Genomic DNA, 11,869 nt, shown 5'->3' with positions numbered 1-11,869 from the left:
TTATGCCTACGGTACCGTAACCTACGTACCCGTAGGTTACTAGCCAGTAAACCTCAGACATCGATCACACAGTCGCCCGATGCAGCCGAAATACAGGTTTGGATCCGAGTACCCGGTTCGTGTTCGGCGCCCGTGCGCAGGTCGCGGACGTGGCCATCGACCAGGGGCACCACACAGGACTGGCAGATACCCATCCGGCAGCCGAAGGGCATCTGCAGCCCGGCCGTCTCGCCGGCCTCCATCAACGACGTCGCAGCGTCCACCGTCACGGTCTTGCCACTGCGGCCGAATGTCACGGTGCCGCCCTGCCCGTGCGCGGCCGCCCGAGACGCCGCGAACCGCTCCAGGTGCAGCTGCTCGCCGATCCCGGCCGCCTGCCACACCTTCTCAGCCTCGGTGAGCATCCCTTCCGGGCCGCAGGCCCAAGTCTGGCGCGTACGCCAGTCTGCGACCACGTCGTCGAGCTGACGCAGATCCAGGCGCCCCTGGGTGCGAGTGGTGCGCACGGTCAGCCGGTAGCTGTCGTGGTCTCGAGCCAGCTGAGCCAGCTCGCCGGCGAACATGACGTCCGATTCGGTTGGGGCCGAATGGATGTGAACGACATCGCCAATCTGGTTACGACGCGTCAGGGTCCGCAACATCGACATCACCGGGGTGATGCCGGAGCCGGCGGTCAAGAACAGCACCGAGGCCGGCGCAGGATCGGGTAGCACGAAGTTGCCCTGCGGGGCGGCCAACCGGACGATCGTGCCGGGCTTCACTCCACCGACCAGGTGGGTGGACAGAAAGCCCTCGGGCATGGCCTTGACGGTGATCGTGATGGTCCTGGAGCGACCCGACCCGTCTGAGTGCGGGCTCGACGTCAGCGAGTACGACCGCCACCGCCAGCGGCCGTCGACCAGCAGGCCGATGCCGATGTACTGGCCGGGCTGATAGTCGAAGGTGAACCCCCAGCCGGGTTTGATCACCAGCGTCGCCGAGTCCTCGGTTTCCCGGCGGACCTCGAGCACCCGGCCGCGCATCTCGCGTGCCGACCACAACGGGTTGGCCAGCTGGAGGTAATCGTCGGGCAGCAGCGGTGTGGTGATCCGTCCAATCAGGGCTCGGACCGCGTCGATCGCGGGGTTGCGACCCTCGCCGGCCACCGTGGGGCGAACCGTGTCGACCACGTTCGCACTGATCTTGACCTGGTTTTTAACCATCGCGCATCTCCTACTGGCCGTTAACCTACGGTACCGTAACTTACGGTCCCGTATCTAGGCGTTCAGAGCAAATCGAGCAGAAACGGCAGCTCCTGGGTGGCGTACCAGGCCAGGGCGTGGTCCTGGGCGTCGCCCACGATGAACTCGGCGTCGTCGTCGCCCAGATCGGCGTCGTCGACAACGGCGATCGCGGCCTTCACGGCGGGTTCGGCGTCGGCGTTGTCCACGTAGGCAGCGACCACCTGATCCAGGTTCACCCGGCCGCTCACCCGCACCACCGCGTCGTCCAGATCCGGTCGCACCGTGGCATCCGCGTCCGCGATGACGACCGCCCGGCGCAGCGGCAACCCGCCATCGGCGTGGTCCGCCTCAGCAGCCAGCAGCCGCAGCGACGCCAGCGCCGCCTCGCCAATCGCGACCTCGGCCAGCTCCTCGTCGTCGCCCTCGGCGTAGGACTCCCGCAGGGTCGGCGTGACGGCGAACGCCGTCCCGCTCAGCGGCTGGAGCGATCCGTCGGCAACCAGCTGCTGCAGCATGGCCAAGGTGGCCGGGATATAGACCCGCATCAGTCTCCGAGCAACGTGGAGACGTGGTCATCGACATAGGTCGACACCTCCCGCGATGGGCGCTGATAGTTGCCTATCAGCGGTCGCTTGGGCAGTTCGACCGGCGGGTGCGGAACTTCTTCGTAATTGATGCTGGCCAGCAGGTGGGCCATCATGTTGAGCCGGGCATGCTTCTTGTCGTCGGACTCCACGACAATCCAGGGGCTGGTCGGGAGGTCGGTGTGCACCATCATCTCGTCTTTGGCCCGGGAGTAGTCCTCCCAGCGGTACACCGACTCCAGGTCCATCGGGCTCAGCTTCCAGCGCCGCAGCGGATCGTTGCGACGAGATTTGAACCGGCGCAACTGCTCGTCGTCGGAGACCGAGAACCAGTACTTGCGCACGATGATCCCGTCGTCGATCAGCATCTGCTCGAAGATCGGGCACTGCCGCAGAAACAGGGTGTGCTCCTTGGGCGTGCAGAACCCCATCACCCGCTCGACACCGGCGCGGTTGTACCAGGACCGGTCGAACAGGACGATCTCACCGCGAGCCGGCAGGTGCTCGATATAGCGCTGGAAGTACCACTGGCCGCGCTCACGTTCGGTGGGCGCGGGCAACGCGGCGATGCGGGCCACGCGCGGGCTCAGATATTCGGTGACACGTTTGATGGTGCCGCCCTTGCCAGCCGCGTCCCGCCCTTCGAACACGACGACGATCCGCGCACCGGTGGCTTTGACCCACTCCTGCATCTTCACCAATTCGGTTTGCAGCCGGAATAATTCGGCTTCATACACGTCCTTGGGAATTTTGCGGTTGCGCTTCTTGACTGGATCATCGTCACTGGAATCGTCCTTGCCCACCGCCGAATCCTACGTCTACTGAGCGGCTTCGAGCAGTTCCTCGAGCGATTCGGCCAGCAGCGTCGGCAAGACATCGACATCGCTCATGGCGTCGCGGTCGGCGTTGATGCCGAAATACAGCATGCCGCAATACGACGTCACACCGATGGCCAGTACCTGATTGTGCAGCAGCGGGGGCACCGCGAAGGTCTCCAACAGCTTGGCCCCGGCCACATACATCTGCGACTGCGGGCCGGGAACATTGGTGATCAGCAGGTTGAACTGGCGCGCCGAGAACTGGGTGGCCACCCGGGTGCCCATCGCGTGCAACGTCGGCGGCGCGAACCCGGACAGCGTGACGATGGTGCGGGCATCCACCAGACTGGCCGCCGCCGAATGCGATTCGGTGGTGTGGGCGATCTGAGACAGCCGTACCACCGCGTTGCCCTCTCCCACCGGGAGGTCGACCAAGAACGGTGCCACCTCGTTGATGGCCTGGCCGGGACCGGAGGTGTCCTCGACGGCCTCGGGATACACCGACGTCGGCGCCATCGCCCGCACCGTCGAACTGTTGGTGACCGGCTCACCTCGGGACAGCAGCCAGTTGCGCAGGGCGCCGGCGATCACGGCCAGCACCACGTCGTTGACGTCGCACTCGTAGCGTGACCGCACCAGCCGGTAATCCGCCAACGAGCCGGCCGCGACGGTGAACCGGCGATTACGGGACACCTTGGTGTTCAGCGGGCTGTCCGGTGCGGTGCCGCGGGCGACGGTACGCGCGACGTCGGTCAGCCGCCTGGCCAGATCGACCAGCTCGCCGCTATTGGTGGCGACCTCGCCGATGGCCGAGCGGACCGCCTGCATCTGCACCCTCGGGCGCGCCAGCCACTCCCCGACCGCGCCGAGCAGAAGTTGATTGTTGGTCGGCTCGCGGCCCGGGATCCAGATGTCCTCACCGAACGTCGGCGGCTTTTGGGTGCGGTCGGCGATCACGTGGCCGACTTCCAGCGCGGTCATTCCGTTGACGAGGGCCTGATGGGATTTGGTGTAGATCGCCAGCCGATTCTTGGCCAGGCCCTCGATGAGGTACATCTCCCACAGCGGACGGGACCGGTCCAGCGGGCGGGAACCCAGTCGGGCGATGAGTTCGTGCAGCTGCGCATCACTTCCCGGCGACGGCAGCGCCGAGCGCCGCACGTGGTAGGTGATGTCGAAGTCGGGATCGTCCACCCACACCGGACGTGCCAGGCCCAGGGTCACCTCGCGGATCTTCTGGCGATAGCGCGGGATTTGGGGCAGCCGTTGTTCGACGGTCTCCAGCAGAGTTTCGTAGCTGAGACCGGACCGGGGCTTGCGCAGGATCGACAGCGAGCCGACGTACATCGGGGTCGAGGTGTTCTCCAGGTGATAAAACGCCGCATCCGATGCTGACAACCGAGTCACCATCGTCGCGACATTCTCCTCACCGAAGTAATCCCCGACTTCGTCTCGACACGGTAACTGCCAACCCCCGATCCCCGCATCGCGGGTGCACACACGGGTGCGACGAGTGTGCCATCATGGCGCCATCGGTTCGCCCCTCTCCGGCGGCCGGTCCCCACCGACCGAGCCCGGAGAGTCCCCATGTCCTGCGTCGTTCCCGTCGTCGACTACGAGCCACCCGTCTTAGGCCCCGCACCCGAGCGGGTGCGCCTCCTGCGCCCACGCGGTGGCGCGGCACCGCGGCGGCCGGCACCGCCGCCAACCGAGGCCGCTCCGGTTCGCGCCGCAGCCGGGTTCGCCGATGCTGCGCTGCGCCGGGTACTCGAGGTGCTCGACCGGCGGCGGTCACTGGCGCAGCTGCGGCCGCTGCTGGCCGCCGGGCTGGTCGACTCGCTGTTACCCGCGGTGGCTCGCAACACGGGCAACGGCGCCGCACGGTTGCGCCGGCTGCGGGTTCAGCCGGTCGGAACGGACGGATCGGCAGCCGAGGTGGCAGCCATCTACAGCCGAGACGACCGCACCCACGCCATCGCCTGCCGCGTCGAGCAAGTCGCTACCCCAACGGGATTGCGCTGGCAGGTGGTGGCGCTGCACATCGGCTAGCCGCGCCTGAGTGTCTTGCCCTCTTTTGCTTGCTTACGGGCCGCCTCGCGACGTTCCTTGCGCGTCGTGCCCGCAGCGGGCGCCGCATGCTTGCCGCCACCATTGCGCTGCACTTCGGCCGACCCGTCTTCGGCGGGACCGGAGTAGGTCAGCTGGCGCGAGTCCCCGTCGTCAATTCCCTTGGCATGCAACGCAGGTGCCGGTGCCGGTGCCGGCTCTTGCTGCTGACCAGCCAGATCAGCCAAGCCCTGCGGGGTGTCGACGGCGCCGACCGCCGGTTGCGGCGTCGCCTCCACCTGGACGTTGAACAGGAAGCCGACCGACTCCTCCTTGAGGCCTTCGAGCATGCCGACGAACATGTCGTAGCCCTCACGCTGGTACTCGACCAGCGGATCGCGCTGCGCCATGGCCCGCAGGCCGATGCCTTCCTTGAGGTAGTCCATCTCGTAGAGGTGCTCGCGCCACTTGCGGTCGATCACGTTGAGCAGCACGTTGCGCTCCAGCTGGCGCATGGCGCTCTCGCCGGCCAGCGCGGTGATCTCCGCTTCCCGTGTGGCATAAGCCTTTTCAGCGTCCGCGACCAACGCATCGAGGAGTTCCTCGCGGGTCAGTTCACCGGGCTCGCCGACCGCGTCGGAGTCGAGCAGATCGTGATGGTCGATGCCCACCGGGTACAGCTGCCGCAGGGCGGTCCACAGCTGCTCGAGATCCCAGTCCTCGGCGTAGCCCTCGGCGGTCGCGCCGTCGACGTAAGCGGTGATGACGTCGACCAGCATGTCGTGAGCTTGCTGCTCGAGGTTCTCGCCCTCCAGGATCCGGCGGCGCTCCTCGTAGATGACCTTGCGCTGCTGGTTCATCACCTCGTCGTACTTGAGCACGTTCTTGCGGATCTCAAAGTTCTGCTGCTCGACCTGGGTCTGCGCGCTCTTGATGGCGCGGGTGACCATCTTGGCCTCGATCGGCACGTCGTCGGGCAGGTTGAGCCGGGTCAGCAGGCTTTCCAGGGTGGCGCCGTTGAATCGCCGCATGAGCTCGTCACCCAGCGACAGGTAGAACCGCGACTCGCCGGGGTCGCCCTGACGACCGGAACGCCCGCGCAGCTGATTGTCGATACGGCGTGACTCGTGGCGCTCGGTGCCCAGCACGTACAGGCCGCCGACCTCGATGACGTGCTCGGCCTCTTCGGCGGCTTGAGCCTTGATCTTCGGCAGCTCCTCCTGCCAAGCGGCCTCGTACTCGTCGGGGGTTTCGACCGGATCCAGACCCCGCTCACGCAGGCGAAGATCCACCAGGAAGTCGACGTTGCCGCCCAGCACGACGTCAGTACCGCGGCCGGCCATGTTGGTGGCCACCGTGATCGCCCCGCGCCGGCCGGCCCCGGCGATGATGGCGGCCTCCTGCTCGTGGAACTTCGCGTTGAGCACGTTGTGCGGGACGCGACGCTTGGTGAATTGCCGCGACAGGTACTCCGAACGCTCCACGCTGGTGGTGCCGATCAGGACCGGCTGACCCTTCTCGTAGCGCTCGGTGACATCGTCGACGACGGCGATGTACTTGGCTTCCTCAGTCTTGTAGATCAGGTCGGTCTGATCCTTGCGGACCATCGGCCGGTTCGTCGGGATCGGGACCACACCGAGCTTGTAGATCTCGTGCAGCTCGGCAGCCTCGGTCTCGGCGGTGCCGGTCATGCCGGCGAGCTTGTCGTAGAGCCGGAAATAGTTCTGCAGGGTGATCGTGGCCAGGGTCTGGTTCTCGGCCTTGATCTCGACGTTCTCTTTGGCCTCGATGGCCTGGTGCATGCCCTCGTTGTAGCGGCGCCCGATCAGCACGCGGCCGGTGAACTCGTCGACGATCAGTACCTCGCCATTGCGGACGATGTACTCCTTGTCGCGCTCGAACAGCTCCTTGGCCTTCAGCGAGTTGTTGAGATAGCTGACCAGCGGCGAGTTGGCGGCCTCATAGAGGTTGTCGATGCCCAGCTGGTCTTCGACGAACTCCACACCCAGCTCGTGCACACCAATGGTGCGCTTCTTGATGTCCACCTCGTAATGGGTGTCCTTCTTCATCAACGGGGCCAGCCGGGCGAACTCGGAATACCAGTGCGAGGCGCCGTCGGCCGGGCCGGAGATGATCAACGGGGTGCGGGCCTCGTCGATGAGGATCGAGTCGACCTCGTCGACGATGGCGAAGTTGTGGCCGCGCTGCACCATCTCCTCGACTGAATGCGCCATGTTGTCGCGTAGGTAGTCGAAGCCGAACTCGTTGTTGGTGCCGTAGGTGATGTCGGCGGCGTACGCCGCCCGGCGCTCGTCGGGGGTCAGACCGGACAGGATGACGCCGACCTCGAGCCCCAGGTGACGGTGCACGCGGCCCATCCACTCGCTGTCGCGCTTGGCCAGGTAGTCGTTGACCGTGACGACGTGGACGCCATCGCCGGACAGCGCGTTGAGGTAGGCCGGAAGCACACAGGTCAGGGTCTTGCCCTCACCGGTCTTCATCTCCGCGACGTTGCCGAAGTGCAGGGCCGCGCCGCCCATCACCTGGACGTCGAAGTGGCGCTGGCTCAGCACCCGCCAAGCCGCCTCACGTGCGACGGCGAAAGCCTCGGGTAATAGGTCATCGAGGCTTTCGCCGTCCGCGACGCGCTTCTTGAACTCGTCGGTCTTGGCCCGCAGCTCACCGTCGGAGAGCTTCTCTACGTCGTCGGACAAGGTGTTGACATAGTCAGCCACCCCCTTGAGGCGCTTGACCATGCGACCTTCACCAAGGCGCAGCAACTTCGACAGCACATTTTCCCCTGGGAAAATAGACAGAGGAGGCTTCCCCTGTGGATTGGAGGCTTAAGCGTTCTCCATCCTAGGTGACGCGCTTATCGAGCCCGGGCAGCGGCGATTAGCCCAGCCGGATCAGCCCATAGTCGTAGGCGTGCCGGCGATAGACGACGGACGGCCGATCGGTCTCCTTGTCCTGGAACAGGAAGAAGTCGTGACCGACCAGCTCCATCTCGTAGAGGGCGTCGTCCACGGTCATCGGCTTGGCGGGGTGCTCCTTGGTGCGCACGATGCGGCCCGGTTCGTGGTCGTCGACCAGTACCTCGTGGACGGCGGACTGCTCGGGTTTGAAGGCGGCGGCCGCGTCGATGAGGGCCGTGACCGCGGTCGCCTCGTGCAGCGAGACCGGTGTCTTGTCCCCGTAGTGGACCTTTCGCCGGTCCTTGGTGCGTCGCAGCCGATTCTCGAGTTTGTGCACGGCGGCCTCGAAGGCGCCGTAGAAGGTGTCTGCGCAGGCTTCGCCACGGACGACCGGACCGCGCCCCCGCGCGGTGATCTCGACGTGCTGACAGTTCTTGCGTTGGCGGCGGTTGCGTTCATGCTCGAGCTCGACGTCGAAGCGGTAGATCGAGCGGTCGAATCGTTCGAGGCGAGCGAGTTTCTGCGCGACATAGACACGGTAGTGATCGGGGATCTCGACGTTGCGGCCACACACCTGGACTTCGGCGTTGGCTTCAGACTCGGCAAGGTCGTCTTCGTCAGTCAGCAATTGACCGGTGTTCACGGATTCGATTGACATGCTTGACAACTCGTTTCTCTTACGGGTTGCACGCGCTCAGGCGTGCCGGCCTGTCTTCGGTAGCTGCGCCGACCGGATTGGCACGAGTTCCACCCGCCGGCGCTAGGGGTCGAAAAACCTCACCTCCTACCGTTTTCGGCGAAGTGGCGGGCCTGTGGGTGTTGGGCCGCCCCGTGATGTGTTCACGGCGTGTTGGCTCCGAAGGTAGTCGTTGTTCACGGCCCCGTGCCACCTTTTTGCGGCACCTGTTTCCAAGTCTTTCGCCCCCCGTTACAACGGCGCTCTACCTGGCCTGGTCAGGCGTGCGCAAGGGTCAGCACGGCCGTTACATTCGCCCCCACTTTTCGCAGCATCCGGACCGCTTCGCGCGCGGTGGCACCGGTGGTGACGATGTCGTCGACAAGCAGGACGTCGCCGGTGACTGGCTTTGCGATCTTGACGCGGCCAGCCAGGTTGCGCTCGCGATCGGCACTCGTGAGGCCGACGGAGTCGCGCACCAGGGCGCGGGTTTTGAGGGCGCGGGTGACAGCGATGTCCGGGTGCCTTTGGGTGGCCTGTGCGGCGATGCGGGTGACGGGATCACCGCCGCGGCGGCGGGCGGCCAATGCGCGCGTCGGGGCCGGGACGATCGTGAACGGGGTGTCGAGGATGCCCCAGCTGACGAGCTGGTGGATACCAAGTGCCAGGGCGCGGGCCAATGGCGCGACCAGATCGCGACGGCCGTGTTCCTTGAGCGCGACGATGGCTTGGCGCCGCGAACCGGCGTAGTGGCCGAGGGCGAAGACGGGCACGCCGGGGTCGATGCGCGGGGTGACGAGGTGGGGTTCGTCGGTGTGCACCTTCAGGCTTGCGGCGCAGGTGTCGCACCAGGTGGTCGACGGTGCGCCGCAACCTCCGCATTCCAGCGGGAGGACGAGGTCGCCAATAAGCATGCAGACAGTTTGAACGCTGGGGGTGACACGCCGGGTCGGATAGCGCCCGGCGGAATCCTCACGACCGTTCCGATATACGGAGTGGACAGTATCCGCTCTTAAATTGGACACTACGGCCACAGGTAGGTGCGCCGGTCAGTCCCTAGCCTTGATGGCATGACATTCCCGCTGATCGCCGGAACCGAACTGGCGCAAGTGCGACGCCTCGTCACCGAGATTCCGGGGCCACGCTCCCGCGAGCTGGCAGCCCGCCGCGCCGCTGCGCTGCCACACGGGCTGGTCAGCGGCGCCGGTGTGTATGCCGCGGCAGCCGGCGGTGGTGTCCTGGTCGACGTCGACGACAACTCCTTCATCGACCTGGGCAGCGGCATCGCCGTCACCACCGTCGGCAACTCCGCACCTGCGGTGGTGAGGCGGGCCACCGAGCAACTCGCACAGTTCACCCACACATGCTTCCTGGCCACGCCCTACGAGGGCTACATCGCAGTCGCCGAACGCCTCAACGCCCTCACCCCCGGCACCCACGACAAGCGCACCGCACTGTTCAACACCGGTGCCGAAGCCGTCGAGAATGCCGTGAAGTACGCCCGCGTCGCGACTGGGCGCCCGGCCGTCGTAGTGTTCGACCACGCATTCCACGGCCGCTCCCTGCTGGCGATGACGATGACCGCCAAGAACCAGCCCTATAAGCACCAATTCGGCCCGTTCGCCCCAGAGGTGTACCGGACACCGATGGCCTACCCCTACCGCTGGCCGTCTGGACCCGACAACTGCGCCGCAGAAGCATTCGGCGCGTTGACACAGTTGGTCGACAGCCAACTCGGTGCCGACGCGGTGGCCTGTGTGGTGGTCGAACCCATCCAGGGCGAAGGCGGATTCATCGTTCCCGCACCGGGATTCCTGACGATGGTGGCCGACTTCTGCCGCGAGCGTGGCATCCTGCTCGTCGCCGATGAGGTGCAGACCGGCATCGCGCGCACCGGCGCCTGGTTCGCCTGCGAGCACGAGAAGTTGGTACCCGACCTCATCACCACCGCGAAGGGGCTGGCCGGCGGCCTGCCGCTGGCCGCCGTCACCGGGCGCGCCGATGTCATGGACGCCGCACACGCCGGCGGTATCGGGGGCACCTATGCCGGCAACCCGGTGGCCTGCGCCGCCGCCCTCGGCGCGTTCGACGAAATCGAAACCAATGGACTGCTCGGCCGTGCCCGCGACATCGGCGAGCTGATGGTGCGCGAACTGCAGTCCATCGCTGCCAGCTCGGGTGTGATCGGTGAGATCCGCGGCCGCGGCGCCATGATCGCCGCCGAACTCGTCATCCCCGGCACCACCGAACCCAACCGCGACGCCGTCGCCGCGGTGTCCCGGTACTGCCACGACAACGGCGTATTAACCTTAACCGCAGGGACTTTCGGCAATGTTCTGCGCTTCCTTCCGCCCCTGACCATCCCCGACGAGCTGCTGCTCGATGCCTTCGGCGTGTTGCGCGCCGGCTTCGCCACCCTCTGAAAGGCGCCCTGACATGACCGCACCGCTGGAGCTGTTTGCGACCGATCGTCTGCTTGACGCCGACGAACGGGATATCGCGGCAACCGTGCGCAAGTTCGTCGATACCAAGCTCCGCCCGAATGTCGGGGACTGGTTCGAATCTGCCACGCTGCCAAAAGAACTCGGTAGGGAGTTCGGTGCGCTGGGCTTGCTGGGTATGCACCTGCAGGGGTATGGATGCGCGGGTACCAACGCGGTGAGCTACGGGCTGGCCTGTATGGAGCTCGAGGCCGGTGACAGCGGTTTCCGCAGCTTCGTGTCGGTGCAGGGCTCGCTGTCGATGTTCTCCATCTACCGTTACGGCTCCGAGGAGCAGAAGACCGAGTGGCTGCCCCGGCTGGCCACCGGCGAGGCAATCGGGTGCTTCGGGCTGACCGAACCCGACTTCGGCTCCAACCCGGCCGGGATGCGCACGCGCGCCCGCCGCGACGGCCGCGACTGGGTCCTCGATGGCACCAAGATGTGGATCACCAACGGCAATCTCGCCGATGTGGCCACGGTGTGGGCTAGAACAGGCGACGGCGACGGCGATATCAGCGGCTTTCTGGTCCCGACCGACACCCCGGGTTTCACCGCCAACGTCATCCACAAGAAGCTGTCGTTGCGCGCCTCGGTGACCTCCGAGCTGGTACTGGACAATGTCCGGCTGCCGGCCTCGGCGCAGCTACCGGAAGCCACCAGCCTGGGTGCGCCACTGTCCTGCCTCAATGAGGCACGGTTCGGCATCGTGTTCGGTGCACTCGGTGCCGCACGTGACAGCCTGGAGACCGCGATCGCCTACACCAGGGATCGTGAGGTCTTCGACCGGCCGCTGTCGAGTTTCCAGCTGACGCAGGAGAAGCTGGCCAACATGACCCTGGAGTTGGGCAAGGGCATGCTGCTGGCCGTCCACCTCGGCCGGATGAAAGACGCCGAAGGTGCCCGCCCCGAACAGATCAGCCTGGGCAAACTCAACAATGTCCGCGAGGCGCTGGCCATCGCCCGCCAGTGCCGAACCCTGTTGGGCGGCAGCGGGATCACCCTCGAATACTCTCCGCTACGACACGCCAACAATCTCGAATCGGTGCTCACCTACGAAGGCACCTCCGAAATGCACCTACTCTCAATCGGACGCGCCCTGACCGGACAAGCAGCGTTCCGCTGAG

Annotated in this window: 10 protein-coding genes; 3 read left to right on the top strand and 7 right to left on the bottom strand. The window is 66.0% G+C overall.

Translation table 11 applies throughout. The features are described from left to right. Nucleotides 1–53 precede the first annotated feature (53 nt). The 4 genes from G6N38_RS18385 to G6N38_RS18370 form a co-directional block, all read right to left on the bottom strand. Complete coding sequence (locus G6N38_RS18385; protein ID WP_163749514.1) at nt 54–1,202, bottom strand: ferredoxin reductase; 1,149 nt, start codon at nt 1,200–1,202, stop codon at nt 54–56. Between the two features lie 62 nt (nt 1,203–1,264). Beyond that, nucleotides 1,265–1,771, bottom strand: a complete 507-nt coding sequence (locus G6N38_RS18380) for a DUF6912 family protein (RefSeq protein WP_163752098.1) — start codon at nt 1,769–1,771, stop codon at nt 1,265–1,267. Then, nucleotides 1,768–2,610, bottom strand: coding sequence for a polyphosphate kinase 2 (gene ppk2, locus G6N38_RS18375; protein ID WP_407662768.1), 843 nt, complete (start codon nt 2,608–2,610; stop codon nt 1,768–1,770). Before ppk2 ends, G6N38_RS18380 begins: the two co-directional genes overlap by 4 nt. Before the next feature lie 15 nt (nt 2,611–2,625). Next, entirely contained in the window at nt 2,626–4,035 is a 1,410-nt protein-coding gene (locus G6N38_RS18370) for a WS/DGAT/MGAT family O-acyltransferase (RefSeq protein WP_163749513.1), read from the bottom strand. A gap of 177 nt (nt 4,036–4,212) precedes the next feature. On the opposite strand from G6N38_RS18370, the gene G6N38_RS18365 reads away from it, so the two are divergent. Then, on the top strand, nt 4,213–4,674 hold the full coding sequence (locus G6N38_RS18365) for an Rv3235 family protein (RefSeq protein ID WP_163749512.1): 462 nt from the start codon (nt 4,213–4,215) through the stop codon (nt 4,672–4,674). Here the strand turns inward: G6N38_RS18365 and secA are convergent. The 3 genes from secA to G6N38_RS18350 form a co-directional block, all read right to left on the bottom strand. Further along, on the bottom strand, nt 4,671–7,463 hold the full coding sequence (secA, locus tag G6N38_RS18360; RefSeq protein ID WP_163749511.1) for a preprotein translocase subunit SecA: 2,793 nt from the start codon (nt 7,461–7,463) through the stop codon (nt 4,671–4,673). The two genes, G6N38_RS18365 and secA, sit on opposite strands and share 4 nt — an antisense overlap. A 103-nt stretch (nt 7,464–7,566) precedes the next feature. Beyond that, entirely contained in the window at nt 7,567–8,244 is a 678-nt protein-coding gene (hpf, locus tag G6N38_RS18355) for a ribosome hibernation-promoting factor, HPF/YfiA family (protein WP_407662767.1), read from the bottom strand. A gap of 296 nt (nt 8,245–8,540) precedes the next feature. Next, the gene (locus G6N38_RS18350; protein WP_163752095.1) at nt 8,541–9,170 is read right to left on the bottom strand and encodes a ComF family protein; all 630 of its coding nucleotides are present in this window, start codon (nt 9,168–9,170) and stop codon (nt 8,541–8,543) included. A gap of 162 nt (nt 9,171–9,332) precedes the next feature. Here G6N38_RS18350 and gabT point away from each other — a divergent pair, with 162 nt between their 5' ends. Both gabT and G6N38_RS18340 read left to right on the top strand, forming a co-directional pair. Next, nucleotides 9,333–10,685, top strand: a complete 1,353-nt coding sequence (gene gabT / locus G6N38_RS18345; protein ID WP_163749510.1) for a 4-aminobutyrate--2-oxoglutarate transaminase — start codon at nt 9,333–9,335, stop codon at nt 10,683–10,685. Nucleotides 10,686–10,698: 13 nt separating this feature from the next. After that, nucleotides 10,699–11,868 (top strand): acyl-CoA dehydrogenase family protein, encoded by a 1,170-nt coding sequence (locus tag G6N38_RS18340; protein WP_163749509.1) that lies wholly within the window; start codon nt 10,699–10,701, stop codon nt 11,866–11,868. Nucleotide 11,869 lies beyond the last annotated feature (1 nt).

This window comes from Mycolicibacterium helvum, assembly GCF_010731895.1.
In the GTDB taxonomy this organism is placed as follows: Bacteria; Actinomycetota; Actinomycetes; order Mycobacteriales; family Mycobacteriaceae; genus Mycobacterium; species Mycobacterium helvum.
The sequence above is the reverse complement of the archived record's forward strand: the minus strand, read 5'-3'. Positions and strand labels throughout refer to the sequence as shown.

Coding starts and splice junctions, on each gene's coding strand:
- G6N38_RS18385 (WP_163749514.1), bottom strand. CDS start 1,202: ATGGTTAAAAACCAGGTCAAGATCAGTGCGAACGTGGTCGACACGGTT.
- G6N38_RS18370 (WP_163749513.1), bottom strand. CDS start 4,035: ATGGTGACTCGGTTGTCAGCATCGGATGCGGCGTTTTATCACCTGGAG.
- G6N38_RS18365 (WP_163749512.1), top strand. CDS start 4,213: ATGTCCTGCGTCGTTCCCGTCGTCGACTACGAGCCACCCGTCTTAGGC.
- hpf (WP_407662767.1), bottom strand. CDS start 8,244: ATGTCAATCGAATCCGTGAACACCGGTCAATTGCTGACTGACGAAGAC.
- gabT (WP_163749510.1), top strand. CDS start 9,333: ATGACATTCCCGCTGATCGCCGGAACCGAACTGGCGCAAGTGCGACGC.
- G6N38_RS18340 (WP_163749509.1), top strand. CDS start 10,699: ATGACCGCACCGCTGGAGCTGTTTGCGACCGATCGTCTGCTTGACGCC.